General features: G+C 73.7%; 19 protein-coding genes, 1 pseudogene and 1 riboswitch. Of the genes and pseudogenes, 6 read left to right on the top strand and 14 right to left on the bottom strand.

Translation table 11 applies throughout. The annotated features are described in order from the left end of the window. Positions 1–74 precede the first annotated feature (74 nt). A complete protein-coding gene (locus AB0O29_RS26855; RefSeq protein WP_365156013.1) occupies positions 75–908 on the bottom strand; it encodes a sulfurtransferase in 834 nt (277 codons plus the stop codon). Between the two features lie 177 nt (positions 909–1,085). Between AB0O29_RS26855 and AB0O29_RS26850 the strand changes: the two genes are divergently transcribed. Further along, positions 1,086–1,880 (top strand): VOC family protein, encoded by a 795-nt coding sequence (locus AB0O29_RS26850; protein WP_365156010.1) that lies wholly within the window; start codon positions 1,086–1,088, stop codon positions 1,878–1,880. Here AB0O29_RS26850 and AB0O29_RS26845 read toward each other — a convergent pair. Both AB0O29_RS26845 and AB0O29_RS26840 read right to left on the bottom strand, forming a co-directional pair. Further along, a complete protein-coding gene (locus AB0O29_RS26845; protein WP_365156007.1) occupies positions 1,877–2,650 on the bottom strand; it encodes an SGNH/GDSL hydrolase family protein in 774 nt (257 codons plus the stop codon). The two genes, AB0O29_RS26850 and AB0O29_RS26845, sit on opposite strands and share 4 nt — an antisense overlap. Further along, entirely contained in the window at positions 2,637–3,206 is a 570-nt protein-coding gene (locus tag AB0O29_RS26840) for a PadR family transcriptional regulator (RefSeq protein ID WP_365156004.1), read from the bottom strand. The genes AB0O29_RS26845 and AB0O29_RS26840 overlap by 14 nt, the downstream gene beginning before the upstream one ends. A 109-nt stretch (positions 3,207–3,315) precedes the next feature. Here AB0O29_RS26840 and AB0O29_RS26835 point away from each other — a divergent pair, with 109 nt between their 5' ends. Next, positions 3,316–3,741 carry a nuclear transport factor 2 family protein gene (locus AB0O29_RS26835; RefSeq protein ID WP_365156016.1) on the top strand — a complete coding sequence of 142 codons (426 nt, stop codon included), beginning with the start codon at positions 3,316–3,318 and terminating at the stop codon, positions 3,739–3,741. 72 nt (positions 3,742–3,813) lie between these two features. Here AB0O29_RS26835 and AB0O29_RS26830 read toward each other — a convergent pair. The 5 genes and pseudogenes from AB0O29_RS26830 to AB0O29_RS26810 form a co-directional block, all read right to left on the bottom strand. Further along, positions 3,814–5,037: pseudogene (locus tag AB0O29_RS26830) on the bottom strand (cation:proton antiporter); the annotation flags it as partial. Positions 5,038–5,128: 91 nt separating this feature from the next. After that, positions 5,129–5,779, bottom strand: coding sequence for a thymidine kinase (locus AB0O29_RS26825; protein ID WP_344166094.1), 651 nt, complete (start codon positions 5,777–5,779; stop codon positions 5,129–5,131). 62 nt (positions 5,780–5,841) lie between these two features. Further along, on the bottom strand, positions 5,842–7,047 hold the full coding sequence (locus tag AB0O29_RS26820) for a nucleotide pyrophosphatase/phosphodiesterase family protein (RefSeq protein ID WP_365156001.1): 1,206 nt from the start codon (positions 7,045–7,047) through the stop codon (positions 5,842–5,844). Next, a complete protein-coding gene (locus tag AB0O29_RS26815) occupies positions 7,047–7,643 on the bottom strand; it encodes a DUF5998 family protein (protein ID WP_211275092.1) in 597 nt (198 codons plus the stop codon). The genes AB0O29_RS26820 and AB0O29_RS26815 overlap by 1 nt, the downstream gene beginning before the upstream one ends. Positions 7,644–7,681: 38 nt before the next feature. Next, on the bottom strand, positions 7,682–10,513 hold the full coding sequence (locus tag AB0O29_RS26810; protein ID WP_365155998.1) for a GNAT family N-acetyltransferase: 2,832 nt from the start codon (positions 10,511–10,513) through the stop codon (positions 7,682–7,684). A gap of 212 nt (positions 10,514–10,725) precedes the next feature. On the opposite strand from AB0O29_RS26810, the gene AB0O29_RS26805 reads away from it, so the two are divergent. Beyond that, positions 10,726–11,007 (top strand): HPr family phosphocarrier protein, encoded by a 282-nt coding sequence (locus AB0O29_RS26805; RefSeq protein ID WP_344166091.1) that lies wholly within the window; start codon positions 10,726–10,728, stop codon positions 11,005–11,007. 174 nt (positions 11,008–11,181) lie between these two features. Here the strand turns inward: AB0O29_RS26805 and AB0O29_RS26800 are convergent, their stop codons facing one another. The 4 genes from AB0O29_RS26800 to AB0O29_RS26785 form a co-directional block, all read right to left on the bottom strand. Beyond that, positions 11,182–11,847, bottom strand: a complete 666-nt coding sequence (locus AB0O29_RS26800; protein WP_365155995.1) for a GntR family transcriptional regulator — start codon at positions 11,845–11,847, stop codon at positions 11,182–11,184. A gap of 159 nt (positions 11,848–12,006) precedes the next feature. Beyond that, positions 12,007–12,813 (bottom strand): M23 family metallopeptidase, encoded by an 807-nt coding sequence (locus AB0O29_RS26795; protein ID WP_365155992.1) that lies wholly within the window; start codon positions 12,811–12,813, stop codon positions 12,007–12,009. A gap of 12 nt (positions 12,814–12,825) precedes the next feature. Beyond that, a riboswitch (cyclic di-AMP (ydaO/yuaA leader) is annotated at positions 12,826–12,985 on the bottom strand. Positions 12,986–13,220: 235 nt separating this feature from the next. After that, on the bottom strand, positions 13,221–14,612 hold the full coding sequence (locus AB0O29_RS26790) for a pitrilysin family protein (protein ID WP_365155989.1): 1,392 nt from the start codon (positions 14,610–14,612) through the stop codon (positions 13,221–13,223). Continuing rightward, positions 14,609–15,955 (bottom strand): pitrilysin family protein, encoded by a 1,347-nt coding sequence (locus AB0O29_RS26785; RefSeq protein ID WP_365155986.1) that lies wholly within the window; start codon positions 15,953–15,955, stop codon positions 14,609–14,611. Before AB0O29_RS26785 ends, AB0O29_RS26790 begins: the two co-directional genes overlap by 4 nt. Positions 15,956–16,160: 205 nt before the next feature. Between AB0O29_RS26785 and AB0O29_RS26780 the strand changes: the two genes are divergently transcribed. Both AB0O29_RS26780 and AB0O29_RS26775 read left to right on the top strand, forming a co-directional pair. Further along, positions 16,161–18,617 (top strand): DNA topoisomerase IV subunit A, encoded by a 2,457-nt coding sequence (locus tag AB0O29_RS26780; RefSeq protein WP_365155983.1) that lies wholly within the window; start codon positions 16,161–16,163, stop codon positions 18,615–18,617. Positions 18,618–18,718: 101 nt separating this feature from the next. Next, positions 18,719–20,824 carry a restriction endonuclease gene (locus tag AB0O29_RS26775; protein ID WP_365155980.1) on the top strand — a complete coding sequence of 702 codons (2,106 nt, stop codon included), beginning with the start codon at positions 18,719–18,721 and terminating at the stop codon, positions 20,822–20,824. On the opposite strand, the gene AB0O29_RS26770 is transcribed toward AB0O29_RS26775, so the two are convergent. Beyond that, positions 20,821–21,924, bottom strand: a complete 1,104-nt coding sequence (locus tag AB0O29_RS26770; RefSeq protein WP_365155977.1) for a GTP-binding protein — start codon at positions 21,922–21,924, stop codon at positions 20,821–20,823. The two genes, AB0O29_RS26775 and AB0O29_RS26770, sit on opposite strands and share 4 nt — an antisense overlap. 14 nt (positions 21,925–21,938) lie before the next feature. After that, entirely contained in the window at positions 21,939–23,108 is a 1,170-nt protein-coding gene (locus AB0O29_RS26765; protein ID WP_365155974.1) for a citrate synthase, read from the bottom strand. Positions 23,109–23,163: 55 nt separating this feature from the next. Here AB0O29_RS26765 and AB0O29_RS26760 point away from each other — a divergent pair. Beyond that, on the top strand, positions 23,164–23,394 hold a 231-nt coding region (locus AB0O29_RS26760), incomplete at its 3' end, for a helix-turn-helix domain-containing protein (RefSeq protein ID WP_365155971.1).

The raw sequence follows: 23,394 nt of genomic DNA, 5'->3' as shown, positions 1-23,394 counted from the left end.
CCGGCAGCATGACCGCAGCCATGCCCGCCAGGCAGACCACGCCCAGGATGGCGGCGCCGCCGGACGGGGACCCGTCAGGGGTTGGGGCCGGTGGCCACGGGGCGCTGCGGGTCCGACGACCAGTGGGACCAGCTGCCCGCGTAGAGGGCGGCCGGGATGCCCGCCACCTCCAGGGCGAGGACCTCGTGCGCCCCGGAGACCCCCGAACCGCAGTACACGCCGACCTCGGTGTCCGGGGTGGCCCCCAGTTCCGCGAACCGGGCCCTGAGGGTCTCGGCGGGGAGGAACAGGCCGTCGGGGCCCGTGTTCTCGGTGGTCGGGGCCGACACCGCGCCCGGGATGTGCCCGCCGACCGGGTCGATCGGCTCGACCTCGCCCCGGTAGCGCTCCCCCGCCCGGGCGTCCAGCAGCAGTCCCGTCCGGGCCAGCGCGGCGGCGTCGTCCGCCTCCAGCAGGCCCAGCGCTCCGGGGTTTGGCTTGAAATCGCCCTCGGCCGGTACCGGCGCGTCGGCGGTCACCGGGCCGCCCCCGGCCGTCCACGCGGCCAGGCCCCCGTCGAGGACTCGCACGTTCGGGTGACCCGTCCAGCGCAGCAGCCACCAGGCCCGGGCGGCCGCCCAGCCCTGGCCTCCGTCGTACACGACCACCGGCTCGTCCGCGCGCACCCCGGCGCGGCGCATCACGGCGCCGAAGGCCTCCGGGTCGGGCAGCGGGTGACGGCCGCCGGACCCGGGCGGACCTGCCAGTTCGCGGTCGAGGTCGACGTACACGGCGCCGGGCAGGTGCCCGGCCTCGTAGGCGGGGCGCTGGTCGGGGCCGCCGAGCTGCCAGCGGACGTCGAGGAGCACCGGCGGGCGGGGGGCGGCCAGTTCGCCCATCAGTGCGGAGGCCGTGAGGATCGCAGTCATGGGCCCATCTTCCTCCCCGCCCGCACGCCCGTGTAACAAGCCCGACATCGACGGGCCGCAGTGATCCGGTCATCTCCGTCCACCCCCGTACCGTCCGGCCCGGTCGGGGCGCGCCGCGCCCCGCGGAGTGGAAGCATCAGCGGCGTCATTCGGGACACGACGGAGGAGACTGCTGACATGACCGAGGCAGCGGGGGCTTCGCGGCGGCCGTCCGGCACACCGTGCTGGGTGAGCCTGATGGTGCACGGCCTCGGGAGGACCGAGGACTTCTACGCCGACCTGTTCGGCTGGGAGTACGAGCCGGGACCCGCGCAGCTCGGCCCGGGGGTCCGGGCCGTCCTCGACGGGGAGGAGGTGGCCGGCATCGGGGAGATGCCGCCGGACCGGCACCTCCCGGTCGCCTGGACCACGTACTTCGCCACGGACGACGCCGACTGCGCGGCCGAGGCGATCCGCTCCTGCGGCGGCACGGTCGCGGTGGGCCCGATGGACGCCGGGGCCGAGGGGCGGGTGGCGATCTGCTCCGACCCGCTGGGCGCGATCTTCGGGGTCTGGCAGGACTCCGGGCGGCACGGGCGGCCGTACGGGAAGCCGGGCACGCCGGTGTGGAACGAGCTGGTCACCCAGGACACCCTGACGGTCGGCAAGTTCTACCAGCACGTCTTCGGCCACGAGTCCGAGCGGCACCCGGCCGCCTCCGCCGACTTCGACTACCTGACCCTGCGGCTGGACGGCCGGCCGGTGGCCGCGGTGCACGGGGTCGGCCGGTCGCTGCCGCACGACCGGGGGCCGCACTGGATGACGTACTTCGAGGTCCGCGACACCGACGCGGCGGCGGCCCGGGTGACGGAACTGGGCGGCCGGGTGCTCAGCCCGCCCCGGGACCGGATCCGGGGCCGGCTGGCCCTGGTCGCGGACCCCGAGGGGGCGGTGTTCGCCCTGGTGCGGTCCGCCGGGGAGGTCCAGGCCTAGGCCACCGGCAGTGGCCGGGGCCGCTTGGCGGTGCGGCCGTCGCCGGAGGAGGCGCCGCGCAGCCTGCGGCCGAGCCAGGGGCCGAGGAAGCCGGCCGCCCAGCCCAGCTCGGCAGCCGCGGTCCGGACGGCGGTACGGGGCCGCAGGGGCGGCAGGGGGCGCTGCCAGGCGTCGTCGGAGCCCGGCACGGCGAGGGCCTCGGCCAGGGCCGCGGCGATCCGGGCGTGGCCGAGGGGACTCGCGTGGAGCCGGTCGGTGCTCCACAGCCGCGGGTCGGTCGCGACGGCCGCCCGGGCCGTCTCGGCGACCACGACCCCGTGGCGCGCGGCGGCGTCCCGGACGCGGGCGTTGAGCTCGTCCACGCGCGGGCGCAGCGGCCGGGCCATGGGGGCGATCCGGCCCACGTCGGGGAAGGTCGCGGTGGCGACCCGGGCCCCGGCGGCGGTCAGCGCGGCGAACATCTCCTCCAGCTCCCCGGCCACCTCGGCGGCGTCGAACCGGGGCCGCAGCAGGTCGTTGACGCCCGCCACGACGGTGGCCACGTCGGGCCTCAGCTCCAGGGCCGGGCCCAGCTGTTCCGCCCGTATCCGGCCGGCGAGTCGGCCCCGGACGGCGAGGTTGGCGTAGAGCAGGCCCGGGTGGGCCGCCGCGAGGTGCTCGGCGAGCCGGTCGGCGAAGCCCCGCAGGCCCACCGTGTCGTCGCCGTCCCCGACCCCCTCGGTCTGGCTGTCGCCCAGGGCGACGTAGCGCAGGGGCTCACCGTTGCTCATCGGTCTGCTGCCTTTCCCTCAGTACGGCCGCGGAGCGCAGGCACCAGTCCCGGTGCTCCCGTTCGAAGGCGAGGCCGCGCAGGCAGGTCAGGTACCGCCCGACCCGCTCGCCCCGCAGGAGGTACTCGGCCTCGTCCAGGTCTCCGCGCATGTTGTCCAGGAGCTTGCCGAGGAGTTCGAGCTTGGCCCCGGCCGCGGCCGCCCGCCGCTCCAGCTGCTCGATGACGGGGCCGGTGCCGACGCGGTCGGCCGTCTGGACCTTGACGAGGAGGTCGTCGCGGATGGAGGAGGGCTTGGACGCGGCCTCGGCGAACCGCTCCAGCTCGGCGCGGCCGGCTTCGGTGACCCGGAAGAGCCGCTTGTTGGGCCGGGTCTCCTGGACCACCTCCCGGCCCGCGACCAGTCCGTCCGCCTCCAGCCGGGCCAGCTCGGCGTAGAGCTGCTGGGGCAGGGCGTGCCAGAAGTTGGCGACGCTGATGTCGAACGCCTTCGCCAGCTGGTAGCCGCTGTACTCGTCGTCGAGCAGCGCCGCCAGGACCGCGTGCCGCAGTGCCATGCCGGGCCCCTTCCCTTTCCTCGTACGCCTCGGCATCATACTCAAGAAAGTGACTAGTCAGATTCTTGAGTAATCACATCTTTGAGCCATCAGAGTCCCTGGAGGGGTCATGGAGACTGCCGAACGCTTCCGCGCCGCCGTTGAGAAGCGCGATCTGGCCGCGCTGGATGAGCTGTTCACGGACGACGTCCGGCTGTACAGCCCGGTGAAGTTCGTCCCGTTCGAGGGCAAGGCCATGGTCATGGGCCTCTTCGGGGTCCTGCTGCGCACCTTCGAGGACCTTCGCTACCTGGGACGGCTGGAGGGGGAGGTTGAGACCAGCGCCGACGGGGAGGCCGCCCCGACGGTGGTCCTGCCCTTCCGGGCGCTGGTGGCGGGCCGGCAGATCCACGGGATCGACCAGCTGCAGTTCGACGGGGAGGGCCGGATCAAGGAGTTCACCGTGATGGTGCGCCCCCAGTCCGCGGTCCAGGCCCTGGGCCAGGCGGTCCTCGCGGGCCTGGTCGAGGACGGGCTCGCCCCCGGGCCCGCCTGACCGCCCGCCGGCCCCGCCCACCGGCCGGGGCTCCCCCTCCTCGACGCGGGCCATGGCGACGCGCAGCACGGGCGGGGCCATGAGGGAGGTCACGATCGCTACGAGGATCACCACGGTGTACGTCTCGGGTCCGAGGATGCCGAGCCGCAGGCCCGTCATCGCCACGATCACCTCGATCACCCCCCGGGAGTTCATCCCGGCGCCGAGCGCGAGGGCCTCCCAGCCGGTCATCCGGCTGAGCTTCGCTCCGGCGTAGGCGCCCGCGAACTTGCCGAGGACGGCCACGGCCAGCACGGCGCACGCCGCGCCCAGCACCTCGGGCCCGGCCAGCGCGGTCAGGTCCATCCGGAGCCCGGCCGTGGCGAAGTAGAGCGGCGCGAGGAAGGCCAGCACGGTGGTGCGCAGCGGGGCCAGCCTGCGCGGGTCCAGCTCGCCGCTGGTGCTGATCAGCACGCCGCTCACGAAGGCGCCGAAGACCGCCTCCAGTCCCAGCGCGTGCGTGCCCGCCGCGCCGAGCAGGACGGCCAGGGCCGCCACGGCGACGGTCGGCCCGGGCTCCGGCGACCGGTTGGCCGCGCGCAGGGCGAGCCTGACGGCGGGCCGGCCCACCAGCAGGGCGAACACCACGGCGGCGACGGGGTACAGCAGGGAGGCGGTGAGCCGGCCCGCCGTCAGGCCCGCCGTGGCCATCGCCGAGACGACGGAGAGCAGGAACCAGCCGATGACGTCGTCGATCACCCCGGAGGCCAGGGTCAGCTGGCCGACCTCGCGGTGCAGCAGGTTCATGTCCAGCAGGGTCTTGGCGATCACGGGGATCGCGCTGACGCACAGGGCCACGCCCAGGAACAGGGCGAACACCCTCGGGTCGGTGCCCTCCGGCAGCAGCGAGGCGGGCAGCAGCAGGCCCGTGGCGACGCCGAGCCCCAGGGGCAGGAGCAGACCGGCGAGGCTGACCCGGACGGCGGTGGCCCCGCGGCGCCTGACGAGGCCGAAGTCCAGCTCCATGCCGGTGACGCCGACGAGGAGCAGGACGCCCAGCTGGCCGATCGCGTCGAGGAGGTGCATCTGCGCGGGCCGCTCGGGCAGCAGCCGGCCGGCGAGGCCGGGCAGCAGGTGGCCGAGGACCGAGGGGCCGACGAGCACCCCCGCGAGCAGCTCGCCGACGATCGCCGGCATCTTGAAGCGCGCGGCCAGCTGCCCGAGGGAGACGGCGAGGAGCAGGAGGAGCGCCAGCTGGAGGAGGAGCACCAGCAGCACGTGGTGCTCGATGGCCGGAACGGGGGCGGCGGTCGTCATTCCACGAACGGTAGGGCGACCGCCCGCCGCCGGACTCCCCCGGGCCCGCAGTTCGTCAGGAGTTACGGAGGTCCGGGCACCGGACTGCGGTTCACGCGGAGTTGACGGGGAGCACGTCCGGGGAGAGGGCGCCCGCGTGCGCCGAGGCGGAGGTCAGGCGGCGGCGGTGGTGGCGCCGGCACAGGACCTCGTAGCCGATCTCCTCCGCCGGGCGGTTGACGTCGCCGACCACCACCTGGGCGCCCTCGACGACCATGACCCCGCCCACCGTGCGGGCGTTGTGGGTGGCGCGGGCGCCGCACCAGCACAGGGCCTCGACCTGGAGCTGTTCGATCCGGTCGGCCAGCTCGATCAGCCGCTGGGAGCCGGGGAAGAGCTTGGTGCGGAAGTCGGTGGTGATGCCGAAGGCGAAGACGTCCATGTCGAGGTCGTCGACGATGCGGGCCAGCTGGTCGATCTGCTCGGGCCCGAGGAACTGGGCCTCGTCCACGATCACGTAGTCGGCCTTGCCGCCCTTGGACAGCAGCTCCACCAGGTACGCGTACAGGTCCATGCCCTCGGCGGCCTCGACGGCCTCGGTCACCAGGCCGAGCCGGGAGGAGATCTTGCCCTCGCCCGCCCGGTCGTCGCGGGTGAAGATCACGCCCTGGAGTCCCCGGGCGGATCGGTTGTGGCCGATCTGGAGAGCCAGTGTGCTCTTTCCGCAGTCCATCGTTCCGGAGAAGAACACCAGCTCGGGCATGGGGGGTACGGGACCTTTCGGGTCGTGGGCGGGGAGGGGCGGAGCGGGTCGGACGGGAGGCGTCAGGTGCGGACTTCGAGGAGCGGGACCAGCTGTTCGGCCGCCGTCATGGAGCCGTGCATGCCGGTGAGGGCCGACTCGTTGGGCTCGTTGCGGGAGGCGGTGATCGCGACGTCGGCCTGGGCGGCGGCGATCACGTCGCCCATCCGGCCGAGGACCCGCTCGTCGCACTCCCCCGGCGCCCCGAACCAGCCGAGTTCCAGGGCCTCTTCGCGGCTCGCGACCCAGAAGCGGTCGCCGAGGACCTCGCGCCAGACGGTCAGCACGTCGGCCTCGGCGCCGGGCACCGCGTAGACGTGCCGGGCCCGGCCCTCGCCGCCGAGCAGGGCCACGCCCGCGCCCAGCTCCCAGTCCTCGTCGAAGTCGACGCGGGAGTCCTCGTCGAAGGGGATGTCGACCATGCCGTGGTCGGCGGTCACGTACAGGGCGGTGCGCGGCGGCAGCTGCTCGGCGAGCCGCTGCACGAGCCGGTCGACGTACATGAGCTGGCCGCGCCAGGCGTCGGAGTCCACGCCGTGGCGGTGTCCGGCCCCGTCGAGCTCGCTGTAGTACGTGTAGACGAGGGAGCGCTCACCGGCCGCGAGCTGGATCGCGGCGAGGTCCATCCGCTCCTCGCCGGTCATCCGGCCGTGGAAGGTGCCGCCGCTGAGGGCGATCTGGGTGAGCGGGGTGCTCTGGAAGTTGGGGGCGGACACCTGGGCGGTGTGCACGCCGGCCGCGTCCGCGAGCTGGAACACCGTCGGGTACGGCTGCCAGGGCTTCGGCGGGGTCCACGGGTACCAGCGGAGCTGGTTCATCAGCTCGCCGGAGGCCGGGTTGCGCACGGCGTAGCCGGGCAGGCCGTGCCGGGCGGGCGGCAGACCGGTGCCGACGGAGGCGAGCGAGGTGGCGGTGGTCGCCGGGAAGCCCGCGGTGATCGGGCGGCCGGTGCCGCCGCGCGAGCCCGCGAGCAGGGAGGTCAGGAAGGGGGCGTACTCCGGGTGGGCCTTGATCTGCTCCCAGCCCATGCCGTCGACCAGGAAGACGCAGTTGCGGTCGGCCGGGGTCAGCTCGGCGATCCCGGCGGTGAGGCCGGGTACGCCCTGGCCCGCCGCCAGGGTGGGCAGCAGGTCGGCGAGCGAGCCGGTGCCGTAGTGCGGGACCGGGGCGCCGGCGAGGTCGAGGAGTTCCGGATCGTCCGACCAGTTCGGCGGCGCGGAGTACGACATCAGCGGGCGGTGGCCGCGGTGGCCTCGGAGAGGGCCTGGGCGAAGAGCAGCGTCTGGCGGACCGTCTCGGGGCCGTCGCCGGCCTCGCTGACGCGCAGGCTGAGGTCGTCCGCGGTGGAGTTGCCGGTGTAGCCGTGGTCGGAGTCGCAGTTGGGGTCGCCGCAGGCGGCGGGCTCCAGGTCGATGCGCGAGACCGCGCCCCAGCCGATGGTCAGGACGACCTCGCGGGGCAGCTGGCCGGGCGTGTAGGACTCCGGGTTGGCCACGACGCGGCTGAGCACCACGGAGGAGATGGAGCCGAGCTTGACCGACTCGGTGGAGGTGGTCGCGTACGGGGACGGGGACCCGGCGTCGGCGGCCTGCTCGTCGGTGTGGCTGACGATGAACCGGTTGTCGGTGAGGACCAGCACGGTCACGTGCCGGCGGACCTCGTTGGAGTCGAAGGTGGTCTCCTGGTGGACCACGTACGACGAGACCGGCTCGCCGCCCACAGCGGCCTCCACGGCCTCGGCCACGAGGGCCGGGTAGTAGCCGCTGCGCTCGATCGCCGCGCGCAGCCCCTGGGTCGTCGTACCGGATTTCGCCATGAGGTCCATCCTAAGGCCCGTACGGGGTCCCCCTACCTGCCCGTCGGTCAGTAGCTGGGCAGGGTGCGCGGGCCGAGGTCGGTCCGTGCGGGCGGGTGGGCGACACGGACGGTGGCGCTGAGCACGGTGAGGCCCTCGGTGGCGACGACGACCGGCTCCAGGGAGATCCCGGTCACTTCCGGATGGTCGTCCACCAGCCGGGACAGCCGCAGCAGCAGTTCCTCCAGCGCGGGGGTGTCGACGGGGTCGCTGCCGCGCCAGCCGAAGAGCAGGGGCGCCGCGCGCAGGGAGCGGACCAGTCCGGCGGCGTCGCGGTCGGTGACGGGGACGAGGCGGTGCGCGGTGTCGCCGAGCAGCTCGGAGGGGACTCCGGCGAGCCCGAAGGAGAGGACGGCTCCGGCGGCGGGGTCGACGACGGAGCGGACGACGGTGTCCACCCCGCGCGGGGCCATGGACTGGACGACGGGCAGCAGCTCGGCGGGCTTGCCCAGGGCCTCGGTGAGCTCCTCGTACGAGCGGCGCAGCTCGGCCTCGGTGGTGAGGTCGAGGCGCACGCCGCCCAGGTCGGCGCGGTGGCGCAGGTGCGGGGCGGTGGTCTTGAGGGCGACGGGGTAGCCGAGGACCCGGGCGGCGCGGACGGCGGCGTCGGCGCTGGGGGCGGGGAGGACGGGCAGGACCCGGATCCCGTAGCGGCCGAGCAGCTCGCGGGCGTCGGCCTCCTCCAGGGTGAGCGCGGCGCCCTCGCCTACGCCGGCGAGGAGGGCGGTGAGCCGGGCGGCGGCGCCGTGCTCGTCGATGTCCTCGTACTCGGGGACGTGGCCGGCGTCGGCGTTGGCCCGGCGCCACTCGGCGTAGCGGACGGCCTCGGCGAGGGCCTTCACGGCCCGCTCGGCGGCGGGGTAGGCGGGGATCCGCCCGTCGGGGGCGGGGGCGGCCGGGGGCGGGGCGGCGGGGCCGCCGGGGGCGGGGGCGGCCGGGGTGCGGTCGCGGGGCGCGGGGGCCGCGGGCTCCGGGGCGGCGGCGGGAGGGAGGGCGGTGGCCCGGGCGGCGGAGAGGGCCTCGACGAGTTCGCCGAGCTCGACGTGGACGACGGCGACGGGCTTGCCGGGGACCTCGGCGACGGCCTCGCGCAGGGCCTCCGCGAGCTCGTCGGCCAGGGCCCGCTCGCCGACCCAGGGGATGGCGGTGACGACGACGGCGTCGCAGTCCTCGGAGGCCAGGGCGGCGGTGAGGGCGGCGCGGAAGTCCTCGGGGGTGGCGGCGGTGGTGAGGTCCAGCGGGGGCGACGGCCGCAGGCCCTCGTTCAGGCAGGCGTCGTACGTGAGCACGCCGAGGGACTCGGAGTTCCCAAGGATCGCCACCCGGGGCCCGGCCGGCAGGGGCTGCCCGGCCAGCAGGAGCCCGGCGTCGACGAGCTCGGTGACGGTGTCGACCCGGATGACGCCGGCCTGCCGGAGCAGCTCGGAGACGGTGGCCTCGGGGAGCCGGGTCCCGGGGACGACGTGCCCGGCGGGGGTGTGGCGGCCGCCGAGGGCGACGACGAGGGGCTTGACGGCGGCGGTGCGGCGGGCGAGCCGGCTGAACTTGCGGGGGTTGCCGAGGGTCTCCAGGTACATCAGGGCCACGTCGGTGGCCCCGTCCTCGTACCAGTACTGGAGGATGTCGTTGCCGGAGACGTCCGCCCGGTTGCCGGCGGACACGAAGGAGGACAGCCCCTCGCCGCGGCGCAGCAGCCCGGAGAGGAGGGCGATGCCGATGGCCCCGGACTGCGTGAACAGCCCGATCCGGCCGCGAGCGGTGGCGGGGGCGGGCGCGAGGGAGGCGTTCAGCTCGACGTCCGCGGCGGTGTTGATCACCCCGAAGGCGTTGGGCCCGATGAGCCGCATCCCGTACGAGCGCACCTGCCGCACCAGTTCGCGCTGCCGGGCCAGGCCGCCGGGGCCGCTCTCCCCGTAGCCGGCGGACAGCACCACCAGCCCCTGCACCCCGTGCTCCCCGCAGTCGGCGACGGCGTCGGGCACCCGCTCGGCCGGTACGGCGATCACCGCGAGGTCCACGGGGGCCCCGATGTCGGCGACGGCGCGGTAGGCCCGCACCCCGTCCAGCAGGTCCCCCTCCATCCCCGCCGCCCGGGCCTCGTTGACGGCGTAGAGGTGGCCGTGGAAGCCGCCGTCGCGCAGGTTGCGCAGCGCGGCGGCGCCCACGCCGGATCCGGAGCGGCTGACGCCGATCACCGCGACCGAGCCGGGGGCCAGCAGCCGCTGGACGGAGCGGGCCTCGGCGCGCTGTTCGCGGGCGCGCTGGACGGCGAGGGACTCGGCGGTGGGTTCGAGGTCGAGGGTGAGGTGGACGGAGCCGTCCTCGAAGCTGCGCTTCTGCTGGTAGCCGACGTCCGTGAACACCTTGATCATCTTGGTGTTGGCGGGCAGCACCTCGGCCGCGAAGCGGCGGATGCCCCGCTCGCGCGCCACGGCCCCGATGTGTTCGAGGAGGGCGGAGGCGACGCCGCGGCCCTGGTGGGCGTCCTGGACGAGGAAGGCCACCTCGGCCTCGTCCGCGGGAGCGGAGGCGGGCCGGCCGTCGGGGCCGATGCGGTCGAAGCGGACGGTGCCGATGAACTCGTCGCCGATGGTCGCGGCGAGGCCGACGCGGTCGACGAAGTCGTGGTGCGTGAAGCGGTGCACGTCGCGGTCGGAGAGCCGGGGGTAGGGGGCGAAGAACCGGTAGTACTTCGACTCGTCCGAGACCTGCTCGTAGAAGCTGACCAGCCGGCCGGCGTCCTCGGCCGTGATGGGGCGGATCCGGGCGGTGCCGCCGTCGCGCAGCACGACGTCCGCTTCCCAGTGGGCCGGGTACGAGAGGTCCGACTCGGTGGTCATGGGGTCAGCCTAAGGGGAGGATCCGGCCACGCGTCCGGGCGGCCGCGGCGGACCGCGCGGCGCGTACGCCGGGAATGAGGCACGCTGGGGCGAATCAGTGCAAAGCTGAGCAGGGCCGAACGGCGGCGGGATCGGGCCGAAGGTCGGTCCGAGCATTCCGGGTGACGTGAGAGACTGGTCTAGACAACCGCGAGAACCTGAAGGGCATCACCATGGCAGAGCGCCGCGTCAACGTCGGCTGGGCCGAGGGCCTGCACGCTCGTCCCGCCTCGATCTTCGTCCGCGCGACGACCGCTTCGGGCGTCCCCGTGACCATCGCGAAGGCGGGCGGCGACCCCGTCAACGCCGCTTCCATGCTGGCGGTCCTGGGCCTGGGCGCCCAGGGCGGCGAGGAGGTCGTCCTGGCGTCCGAGGCCGACGGCGCGGAGGCCGCGCTGGACCGCCTCGCGAAGCTGGTCGCGGAGGGCCTGGAGGAACTCCCGGAAACCGTCTGACCCCTTCTTCACCCGAAGCCGCGGCCCCACCACCCCGGGGACCGCGGCTTCGTGCTGTCCGAGGCGTGCGGAAGGGCGGGGAGGGGCGAAATCGCGCCTGCCGATAATCACCCCGCCGGAAATCACGCGGCGGAAAACAATTCGGCCGCACTCCCTTTTCCTACACGCCCCGCGTTAATTCCGGCCACCCGCCGTGTTTACGGCACGTTGCAAAGTCCTCACCCGGGGCCGGAAAACACCCATCGCCCGCTCCCCGTGCAGCGCGGCCAGCGCCCGCGCCCGTTCCGCGTCCCCGCGCGCCACCGCGTCCACGACGGCCCCGTGCTCCGCCCAGGAGTCCACCGGCCGCACCGGCGCCCCCACCTCGTACAGCCAGGCGACCTTGCGCCGGGTCTGCGTCAGCAGGGCGATCAGCCCCGGGCTGCCGGACGCCTGCGCCAGGGTCTCGTGGAACCAGCTCCCCAGCGCCCGCAGATCCTCCCCCTGCGCCCGCCTGGCCCGCTCCTGGCCCAGCCGCACCAGCCCCCGCAGCACCCTCAGGTGCGCCTCGGTGCGCCGCCGGGCCGCGCGCGCGGCCGCGAGGGGCTCCAGCAGCAGCCGCAGCTCCAGCAGATCGGCCGCCTCCTGCTCGCTCGGCTCGGCCACGCAGGCCCCCGCGTGGCGCCGGGTGATGACGAACCCCTCGGACTCCAGCGTGCGCAGCGCCTCGCGCACCGGGACGCGCGAGACCCCGTACCGGCGGGCGAGCACCTCCTCGGTCAGCCGGCCGCCCGGCCCGAAAAAGCCCGAGACGATATCGTCGCGAATGGCTGTACACACCGCGTGCGCCGGAATACGCAAGGCCGGACCTCCGCTGGGTTTCGTATCCATCGACCGTGCTGCCACTGCGACTCTATTGCAACGCGCGGAGATTTCCGAGAACGCCCGGAAATTCGGAACGGAACGCGGAAGGCCCCGGCTCGGTGAGCCGGGGCCTTCGTGCGGAAAGGGGGTGTCGGGTCAGATGCCGACGCCGTGCTGGCGCAGGTAGGCCAGCGGGTTGATGTCCGTGCCGTACGTGGCGCCGGTGCGGGCCTCGAAGTGCAGGTGCGGGCCGCTGGAGTTGCCGGTCGAGCCGGACAGGCCGATCTGCTGGCCCGCGGTGACGCTCTCGCCGACCGAGACGTTCAGCGACAGCAGGTGGCCGTACTGGGTGTAGGTGCCGTCGTTGTGGCGGATCACGACGTTGTTGCCGTAGGCGCCGCCCCAGCCGGCCTCGACGATCGTGCCCGAGCCCACCGCGTGGACGGAGGTGCCCTCGTCGGCGTGGAAGTCGATGCCCGTGTGGCTGCCGGAGGACCACATGCCGCCGCCCGCGCCGTACTGGGTGCTGACGTAGGAGCCGTCGACCGGGGCGACGAAGGTGTTGGCGCGCTTGCGGGCCTCTTCCTTGGCGGCCTTCTCCGCGGCTTCCTTCTCGGCCTTCTCCTTGGCCTCGGCCATGCGCTTCGCCTCGGCGGCGCGGGTCTTCGCGTCGGCCTCGGCCTGCGCCTGGGCGGCGACGGACTCGGCGGCGGTCTGCTGGGTGGCGGCCTGGACCTCGATGTCGTCCTGGAGGCCGTCGGCGACGACGACGGCGTTCAGCGCGCCGGTGTCCTCGACGGAGGGGCCCCCGTGGGAGTCGGCGGCGAAGGCCGGGGCCGCGAGGGTGCCCACCACGCCCGTGGTGGCGAGGGCGGCTATGCCGGCGTAGCCGGCGGTCTTGCGGCTCAGACGGCTCGAACCGCGGTGCTTACCGGAACCGGCTGCACGACTGCCAAACGCCATGGCGGGGGTGATCCTTTCCTTCCCTCTCGCCTACCGGGTTAGCTGACGGGTTCGGAGCAGGAAGGTCTCCTACGGGCCCCCTCTTGCGAGGCGGTCCGATTCACCCCAGGGACTGATGTGGGTCCCCGGCTCCCCAGGCTCGCGCCTGACGGGGACTCGGCGATCGCTGCCCGGTGCCGCGGCTGCGGCTGGCACAAGTGACGGACAGCACGCCTGACGCTAGGCGGATCATCAGTCAATCGCCAAACAGACGAGCGGATTTGTTGCGTACGCCACACCGCATAACCGCAACCACATCACTAAACGGACAAAGGGGGCCCGGTGGATGCTCCACCGGGCCCCCTCGCCATCGGGCCGGACCAGGCCGGTTCAGGCCGACTTCCGGTCAGTTGCCGCTCGGCCGCCCGTCAGTTGGTGACGACCGTGACCTCGCCGATCCCGAGGGCCAGGACGGGCTCCTCGATCTGCGCCGCGTCGCCCACGAGGATCGTGACCAGCCGGTCCACCGGGAAGGCGCTCACGACCGCCGAAGTGGCCTCCGCCGTACCGGTTTCGGCCAGCCGCGCGTACAGCCGCGCCTGGTAGTCGTCCGGCAGCTCCTGCTCGACCTGGTCGGCCAGCGTCCCGGCGACCGAGGCGGCCGTCTCGAACTTCAGCGGGGCCACGCCCACCAGGTTCTGCACCGCCACGTCGCGCTCGGCGTCCGTGAGGCCCTCGGCGGCGAGGGTGCGCAGCACCTGCCACAGGTCCGCCAGCGCCGGACCGGTGTTGGGGGTGTCCACCGAGCCGCTGATGGCGAGCATCGAGGCGCCCTTGCCGTCGGCCGTGGAACGCAGCACCTGGCCGAAGGCGCGCACGCCGTACGTGTAGCCCTTCTCCTCGCGCAGCACCTTGTCCAGGCGGGAGGTCAGGGTGCCGCCCAGGCAGTAGGTGCCGAGGACCTGCGGGGCCCAGACGATGTCGTGCCGGTCCGGCCCGATCCGGCCGATCAGCAGCTGCGTCTGGACGGCTCCGGGCCGGTCCACGATGATCACGCGGCCCGAGTCGTCAGCCGTGACCGGCGGCACCGGCAGGGCCTCGGCGGTGTCGCCCGTCCAGGCGCCCAGGGTGTCGGCGAGGACGGCGTCCAGGTCGACGCCGGTCAGGTCGCCCACGATCACCGCGGTGGCGGTGGAGGGGCGTACGTGGGCCTCGAAGAAGGCGCGTACTGCGGCGGAGTCGATCCGCGCGACCGTCTCCTCGGTGCCCTGGCGGGGCCGGGACATGCGCAGCGTGGCCGGGAACAGCTCCTTGGAGAGCTCCTTCGCGGCGCGGCGCTGCGGGTTGGCCTGCTCGTGCGGGATCTCGTCGAGCCGGTTGCGCACCAGCCGGGACACCTCGGCGTCGTCGAACGCCGGGGCGCGCAGCGCCTCGGCGAGCAGCCCGAGCGCCTTGGGCAGGCGGGAGACCGGGACCTCCAGGGAGACGCGCAGGCCGGGGTGGTCGGCGTGGGCGTCGAGGGTGGCTCCGCAGCGCTCCAGCTCGGCGGCGAACTCCTCGGCGGACTGCTTGTCGGTGCCCTCCGACAGGGCGCGGGCCATGATGGTGGCCACCCCGTCGAGGCCCGCGGGCTCGGCGTCGAGCGGGGCCGCGAGGTTGACCTCGACGGCGACGACCTGCTGGCCGGGGCGGTGGCAGCGCAGCAGGGTCAGCCCGTTGCCGAGGGTGGAGCGCTCGGGGGCGGGGAAGGCCCACGGCGCGGCCTCGCCGGCCTCGGGGCGCGGGTGGAAGGTCATCGTGACGGCTGCGGTGTCGCTCACTGCTCCGCCCCCTCGTTCTCGTCGCTCTCGTCGTTCTCTTCGGAGCCGGCCAGCGGCTCGTAGACCAGGACCGCGCGGTTGTCGGGGCGCAGCCGGGCGGCGGCCACGGCCTGCACCTCCTCCGCGGTGACGGCCAGGACCCGCTCGACGGCCGTCAGGGCCAGCTGCGGGTCGCCGAACAGCACCGCGAAGCGGCACAGTTCGTCGGCGCGGCCGGCGACGGTGCCCAGCCGGTCCAGCCACTCGCGCTCCAGCTGGGCCTGGGCGCGCTCCATCTCGTCGGCCGTGGGGCCCTCGGCGGCGAACCGGCCGAGCTCCTCGTCGACCGCCGCCTCGATGGCGGGGACCTCGACGCCGCTGGAGGTCTTGACGTCCAGCCAGCCCAGGGAGGGGGCGCCGGCGAGCCGCAGCAGGCCGAAGCCGGCCGCGACGGCGCTCTGGTCGCGGCGGACCAGGCGGTTGTGCAGGCGGGAGGACTCGCCGCCGCCGAGGATGGTCAGCGCCACGTCGGCGGCGTCGCACTCGCGGGTGCCGTCGTGCGGCAGGCGGTAGGCGGCCATCAGCGCGCGGGCCGGGACCTCCTCGACGATCTCCTCGCGGAGCTGCCCGCCCATGGTCTCGGGGAGGGAGCCGTCGCGGGGCGGCTGCTTGCCGTCGTGCGCCGGGATGCTGCCGAAGTACTTCTCGACCCAGGCGAGGGTGCGCTCGGGGTCGATGTCGCCCACGACCGACAGGACGGCGTTGTTGGGCGCGTAGTACGTGCGGAAGAAGTTCCGGGCGTCCTCGAGGGAGGCGGCGTCCAGATCGGCCATGGAACCGATCGGGGTGTGGTGGTACGGGTGGCCCTCGGGGTAGGCCAGGGCGGTCAGCCGCTCGAACGCCGTGCCGTACGGGACGTTGTCGTAGCGCTGGCGGCGCTCGTTCTTGACGACGTCGCGCTGGTTCTCCATGGACTCCTCGTCCAGGGCGGCGAGCAGCGAGCCCATGCGGTCCGCCTCCAGCCACAGGGCGAGCTCCAGCTGGTGGGCCGGCATCGTCTCGAAGTAGTTCGTGCGCTCGAAGCTGGTGGTGCCGTTCAGCGAGCCGCCGGCGCCCTGGACGAGCTCGAAGTGCCCGTTGCCCGATACGCTCGCCGAGCCCTGGAACATCAGGTGCTCGAAGAGGTGAGCCAGACCGGTCCGCCCCTTGACTTCGTGGCGCGAGCCGACGTCGTACCAGAGGCAGACGGCGGCGACCGGGGTGAGGTGGTCCTCGGACAGCACCACGCGCAGGCCGTTGGCCAGCCGGTGCTCGGTCGCTGTCAGGCCGCCGGAGCCGGCCTGAGCTGTGGCCGTGTGACCCATGGGCATGTGGTCCCTTCGATCGCGATGCAGAGATTTCTTATCGACCTGCCACTGTATGCAAGCGCGCAGGTGCGCGGAGAAGTTCCCGGCCCTCACCTGGGTCGGAGTCGGCGTTGTCGGTGCCTCGGGCCACAATGGTCCGCGTCGACCTCGTCGCACACCCCAGCAGGTACACCCCCCGATCTTGGTTAGGAGCGCCGCAGCGATGGCCCGCCGCAGCACGAAGACCCCGCCGCCGGAGGATTTCGAGGAGAAGATCCTCGACATCGACGTCGTCGACGAAATGCAGGGCTCCTTCCTCGAGTACGCGTACTCGGTGATCTACTCCCGTGCCCTGCCCGACGCCCGGGACGGCATGAAGCCGGTGCACCGGCGCATCGTCTACCAGATGAACGAGATGGGCCTGCGCCCCGACCGCGGGTACGTGAAGTGCGCCCGCGTCGTCGGCGAGGTGATGGGCAAGCTCCACCCGCACGGCGACCAGTCGATCTACGACGCCCTCGTGCGCATGGCCCAGCCGTTCTCGATGCGGCTGCCGCTGGTCGACGGCCACGGCAACTTCGGTTCGCTCGGCAACGACGACCCGCCGGCCGCGATGCGCTACACCGAGTGCAAGATGGCCGACGCGACGTCGCTGATGACGGAGTCGATCGACGAGGACACCGTCGACTTCGCCGCCAACTACGACGGCCAGGAACGCGAGCCCGTCACCCTGCCCGCCGCCTACCCGAACCTGCTGGTCAACGGCACGTCCGGGATCGCGGTCGGCATGGCCACCAACATGCCCCCGCACAACCTGGGCGAGGTCATCGCGGCCGCCCGCCACCTGATCCGGTACCCGGAGGCGGACCTGGAGGCGCTGATGCGCTTCGTGCCGGGTCCCGACCTGCCCACCGGCGGGCGCATCGTGGGCCTGTCCGGCGTCAAGGACGCCTACGAGAACGGCCGGGGCACCTTCCGGATCCGGGCGACGGTGTCCGTGGAGGACGTGACGCCCCGCCGCAAGGGCCTGGTCGTCACCGAACTGCCCTTCACGGTCGGCCCCGAGAAGGTCATCGCGAAGATCAAGGACCTGGTCGGCTCGAAGAAGCTCCAGGGCATCGCCGACGTCAAGGACCTCACCGACCGGGCGCACGGCCTGCGCCTGGTCATCGAGATCAAGAACGGCTTCCACCCGGAGGCCGTGCTGGAGCAGCTGTACAAGCTGACGCCGATGGAGGAGTCCTTCGGCATCAACAACGTCGCGCTGGTCGACGGTCAGCCGCTGACGCTGGGCCTCAAGGAGCTGCTGGAGGTCTACCTGGACCACCGCTTCGAGGTCGTGCGCCGGCGCAGCGAGTTCCGCCGCGGCAAGCGCCGCGACCGGCTGCACCTGGTCGAGGGCCTGCTGGTGGCCCTGCTCGACATCGACGAGGTCATCCGCCTCATCCGCGACAGCGACAACTCCGCCCAGGCCAAGGAGCGCCTGATGGAGCGCTTCTCGCTGAGCGAGATCCAGACCCAGTACATCCTGGACACCCCGCTGCGCCGGCTCACCCGCTTCGACCGGATCGAGCTGGAGTCGGAGCGCGACCGGCTGACCGGGGAGATCGAGGAGCTGACCCGGATCCTGGATTCGGACGCGGAGCTGCGCAAGCTGGTCTCCTCGGAACTGGCCTCGGTCGCCAAGAAGTTCGGCACCCCGCGCCGTACGGTGCTGCTGGAGTCCGCGGGCACGGCCGTGGCCGCCGTCCCGCTGGAGGTCGCGGACGACCCCTGCCGCGTACTGCTGTCGTCCACGGGCCTGCTGGCCCGTACGGCGAACGCCGAGCCGCTGGTGGTGGACGAGGGCGCCGCCCGCGCCCGGCACGACCTGGTGGTCTCGCAGGTGGCGGCGACCGCCCGGGCCGACGTGGGCGTGGTGACCTCGTACGGGCGTCTGCTGCGGCTGTCGGTGATCGACCTGCCGCAGCTGCCGGACACCCACGCCGCGCCGAGCCTGGCGGGCGGGGCCCCGGTCTCGGAGTTCCTCTCCGGGCTGGAGGCCGACGAGACGGTGGTCTGCCTGACCTCGCTGGACGAGTCCTCGCAGGGCCTGGCCCTGGGTACCGAGCAGGGCGTGGTCAAGCGGGTCGTGCCGGACTACCCGGCGAACAAGGACGAGCTGGAGGTCATCACCCTCAAGGAGGGCGACCGGATCGTCGGCGCGGTCGAGCTGCGCACGGGTGAGGAGGACCTGGTCTTCATCACCGACGACGCCCAGCTGCTGCGGTACCCGGCCGGGCAGGTGCGCCCGCAGGGCCGTCCGGCGGGCGGTATGGCGGGCATCAAGCTCGCCGAGAACGCCAAGGTGATCCACTTCTCGGCGGTGGACCCGGCCCGGGAGGCCCTGGTGTTCACGGTGGCGGGCGCGCAGGGCACGCTCGACGGCGCTCCGGCGTCGGGCAAGCTGACCCCGTTCGACCAGTACCCGCGCAAGGGCCGGGCCACCGGCGGCGTCCGCTGCCAGCGTTTCCTGAAGGGCGAGGAGCTGCTGGTGCTGGCCTGGGCGGGCAACGCCCCGGCCCGCGCGGCGACCGCGAACGGCACCCCGTCCGCCCTCCCGTCCCCGGACCCCCGCCGCGACGGCTCGGGCACGGCACTGCCGGCGGAGGTCGCGGTGCTGGCGGGGGCGGCGCTGTAGGACCGTACGGCGGCATTCGGGTGGTGCGACCCCGGGGACGTACCACCCGAATGCCGACTAGTGTTTTCCTTCCTGGTGTTGGTGGGGGGAGTACACAGCTGATGAGTCGTCGGGCGGGCGGAGTGATCGGGGACTGGGCCGAGGCCCAGCGTCGGCAGCAGCAGACACAGCTGATCCAGCAGCGGGAGGCCGAGCGCCGCGAGCGCGCCTACGAGCGGGACGCGAACCGCAGTCACCGGCAGTACCGCGAGGCCGAGGCCGTGCGCCGCACCGCCGAGATCGACGCCGAGGTGGAGGCCCTCAAGCGACTGCTGGTCGCCGGATGCCGGGCGCCCGCGTTCCGGATGTCCTCCCTGGTGCGGCCCGAACGGCTGGAACCCTTCGACCCCGGGGCGCTCGGGCAGCCCGTGCCGATGCCCCGCATCGAGGACTTCCGGCAGCAGGGCAACGGCTGGCCGCCCGGCTCGCACCAGCGGGCACAGGCGGAGCGGGAGGCGCACGACCGGTACACCGCCGCCTGGCAGGCGGCGAACGCCGCAGAGGCGCAGCGCCGGCAGCAGCTGACGGCGTACCGCCTGCAGTACGACCGGTGGGCCGAGGAGCAGCTCGCCGGGATGCTCGCCCACAACAGCGGCCTCGCCGCCTTGACCGATGCCCTGCGCGCGGGCGGCGCCGACGCCGTGGTGGAGTACTTCTCGGCCGCTCTGTACGCCTCGACGGCCTGGCCCGAGGCACTGCCCCGCCAGGTCTCGGCCGCCTACGACCCGTCCGCCCGCCAGCTGGTGCTGGACTGGGAACTGCCCGGGTTCGCGGTGGTGCCGGAGGCCAGGTCGGTGCAGTACCTGCCGAGCACGGACCAGGACAAGATCAGGCCCCGCCCCGTCACGGAACGCCGCGCCCTGTACAAGGACCTGCTGGCGCAGTGCGTGCTCCTGGTGGTGCGGGAGCTGTACGCGGCGGACGAGTTCGGCGTCCTGGACTCGGTCGTCGTCAACGGGTTCGTGGACTGCCACGACCCCGCCACCGGGCAGGAGGCCAGGTTCGTCCTGTCCACCGTGCCGGCGGATCGGAGCGCCTTCGCCGGACTGCGGCTGGAGCAGGTCAGCGCGGTGGACTGCCTGGTGTCGGGGCTGGGCGGGCAGCTGTCGGCGCGCCCCGACCAGCTGACGGAGGTGCGTCCGGTGCGTCGGCCCGACGAGGTCGGCGACGTCGTCAGCCACGGGGGGCCCACCGGAGGCGACGCGGACGAGCCGGACCTCTTCGCCATGGACCCGATCGACTTCGAGAACCTGGTCGCCGAGCTGTTCCGGGCGATGGGCATGGAGGCGGTGACGACCCAGCGCTCGGGCGACGGCGGGGTCGACGTCGAGGCACTGGACCCGGCTCCGATCCGGGGCGGGCGGATCGTGGTCCAGGTCAAGCGCTACCGCAACACCGTGCCTCCGACGGCGGTGCGGGACCTGTACGGCACGGTCCAGGACAAGGGGGCGAACAAGGGGGTGCTCGTCACCACCGCGTCCTTCGGTCCCGGGTCGTACACCTTTGCCAACGGCAAGCCGCTGGAGTTGGTTCCCGGCACCGAGCTGGTGGAACTGCTGCACCAGTACGGGCTCCGCGGACGCCTCGGCCCTGGCACCTCCGGCGGCCGCCCGGCCCCCGGGGCACCCGCACCGGCCTCCCCGACGCCGACCCTCGTCGACACACCGCCGGCCACCGACTCCGCCGACCACAACATGCTGGGAATGTACTGGTCGGGGACGGTGGCGCTCGACGTGTGCGCACTGGTCTGCACGGGCAGCCGGGTGCTGAGCGAGGAGCACTTCGTGTTCTTCAACAACCCCCGCACCCCGGACGGCTCGGTCCGCTCCCGCCCGCACTCCGCTCCGGACAAGGCCGCCGTCGAGGTGGCCTTCGACGCGCTGCCCGCGCAGGCCGACCGCCTGGTGCTGGTGGCCGCCGTGGACCCCGAGGTCAATCCGGACGCGGACCTGGCGGGTTTCACCGACGCCCACATCCGGCTGCTGGACTCGGCGGGCGGGGAGCTCGGCCGCCTGGAGGTGTCCGACGGCCGCGCCGGTGAAACGGCCCTGGTGCTGGGCTCGTTCCGGCGCCGGGCGAACGGGGACTGGGACTTCGTGATCGGCGGCAAGGGCTACCGCGACGGGTTGGAAGCCCTGCTGAGCGACTTCGGCGTGGAGGTCGCCTAGGCGTCCTCCGCCGGGGCGTCCTCCGCCGGCCGGGGCACGTAGCGCAGGACGCCCCACATGCTCTCGGGGAGGGCCCGTCCGGGCTCCGCCTCCCGGCAGGCCTCCAGTTCGGCCAGCAGGCCCGGGCCGTCGATGCCCTTGCCGATCAGGACGAGCCCGGTGCGGCGCGGCTCGCCCCGGCCCCAGGGGCCGGGGTCGAAGCGCAGGAAGCGGCCGACCGCGTGGACCTCGTAGCGTTCCTGGTGGCCGGGGACCCCGAACCACACGAAGCCCTTGATCCGGTAGAGCCCGGCGGGGCGGCGGTCGAGGAAGTCGATGAACCGGCGCGGGGAGAGGGCCTGGTCGGTGGTGAAGGAGACGCTCTCGTAAGCCGCGTGGACGTGCGCGACGTGGCAGTCGCCGTCGCCGTGCCCGTCCCCGTGTTCGTCGTCCGCGTGCTCCCCCGCCTCCGCCAGCAGGTCCTCGAAGGAGAGCTGGCCCCGGGTCTCGGTCCAGGGGCGGCGGTCGAAGAGGAGTTCCGGGTCGATCCGCCCGTGGTCGGCGCCGACGAGCGGGGTCCCGGGTGCGGCGAGCGCGGTGAGTTCCGCCTCGATGCGGGCCCGCTCGGCGGGGTCGATCCGGTCGGTCTTGTTGAGCACCACGAGGTCCGCGACGGCCAGGTGGCGGTCGGTCTCGGGGTGCGCGGCCCGGGTGGCGTCGAACTCGGCGGCGTCCACGACCTGGACGAGCCCGCCGTAGCGGACGGCCGGGTTCTCGTTGGCCACGAGCATCCGGACCATCTCCTGGGGCTCGGCGAGTCCGCTGGCCTCGATGACGATCACGTCGATCCGGTGGACGGGCTCCGCGAGCTTCTCCAGGTACGCGTCCAGCTCGCTGCCGTCGACCGCGCAGCACAGGCAGCCGCCGCCGAGGGAGACCATCGAGTCGCCGACCTGGCCGGCCACCGACATCGCGTCGATCTCGATCGAGCCGAAGTCGTTGACGACGACCCCGATCCGGGTGCCCCCGCGATGGGTGAGGAGGTGGTTGAGGACCGTGGTCTTGCCGGAGCCGAGGAATCCGGAGAGGACGACGACGGGGATGGGCTGGACGCTGTTCACCCGGACGATCGTAGTCAGCCCAGCGGGGGTACCGGTCGGGGCGGGGTGGGGCCGGTGTAGCGCGCGGCCGGGCGGATGATCTTCGAGTCGGCGGCCTGTTCGAGGACGTTGGCGCTCCAGCCGACCACGCGGGCGGCGCAGAAGGTCGGGGTGAACATCTCGCGCGGCAGCCCGCACAGCTCCATGACCACGCCCGCGTAGAACTCCACGTTGGTGTGCAGTTCCCGGCCCGGCTTGAGTTCGGCGAGGATCTCCTCGACCTGCCGTTCGACCTCGACGGCGAACTCCACGAGCGGCCCGCCGAACCCCCGGGCGATGTCGCGCAGCATCCGCGAGCGCGGGTCCTCGGTGCGGTAGACGGGGTGCCCGAAGCCCATGATCCGCTCTCCGGCGAGGACCCGTCCGCGGATCCAGGGGCCGATGCGGTCGGCCGTGCCGATGGCGTCCAGGGTGTCCAGGGCCCGGCTGGGCGCGCCGCCGTGCAGCGGACCGGAGAGCGCGCCGATCGCCCCGGTGAGGCAGGCCGCGACGTCGGCGCCGGTGGAGGCGATGACGCGGGCGGTGAAGGTGGAGGCGTTGAAGCCGTGGTCGACGGTGGAGATGAGGTAACGCTCGACGGCCCGGGCCTTGACCGGGTCGGGCTCCTCGCCGGTCAGCATCCACAGGTAGTTGGCGGCGTACGGGAGGTCGTCGCGCGGGCCGACCGGCTCCAGGCCCCGTCCGAGCCGGTGCAGGGCGGTGAGCAGGGTGGGTACGGCGGCGCAGGCGGCGAGCGCGTCGGCGGCCCGGCGGCCGGGGTCGAGGTCGTAGACGGGGCGGAAGCCGGAACGGGCGCCGAGGAGGGAGAGCGCGGTGCGCAGTCCGGCGAGCGGTCCGGAGAGGGCGGTGGCGCGGGCGAGGGCGGGCAGCGCGGCCGCGACCTCGGCGGGCAGGTGGCGCAGCGGGGCGATCTCGGCGGCGAAGGCGTCCCGTTCGGCGCGGTCCGCCGGGAGGGCGCCGCGGAACATCAGGTGCCAGACGTCCTCGAAGGTGCGGGACGCGGCCAGTTCCACGGCCGAGTACTGGCGGTAGTGGTAGAAGCCCTCGCGGCCCCGGACGTCACCGAGCCGGGTGTCGGTGACCACGACTCCCGCGAGACCGCGGGGTACTTCGACGGTGGTGGTGTTCATGGATCGACCATCCATCCTTGATTGGATCGATGTCAATATTGATTGAATCAACATATGTATGCTGACGGTCATGAGCGACCACCCGTCCGGCTCCCCCTCCGAGGCCGCCTCCCGCCGGATCACCACGCAGGAGGCCGCCCGGCTCCTCGGGGTGAAGCCGGCGACCGTCTACGCGTACGTCAGCCGGGGCCAGCTCGGCAGCCGCCGCGACCCGGCCGGGCGCGGCAGCACCTTCGACGCCGCCGAGGTGGAGGCGCTGGCCCGGCGCAGCCGGCGCGAGGCGGCGGGCCCCGCCGCCGGG

The sequence above is a fragment of the Streptomyces sp. NPDC089915 genome (genome assembly GCF_040684675.1).
GTDB lineage: Bacteria > Actinomycetota > Actinomycetes > Streptomycetales > Streptomycetaceae > Streptomyces.
This window is presented reverse-complemented; position numbering and strand designations above follow the sequence as displayed.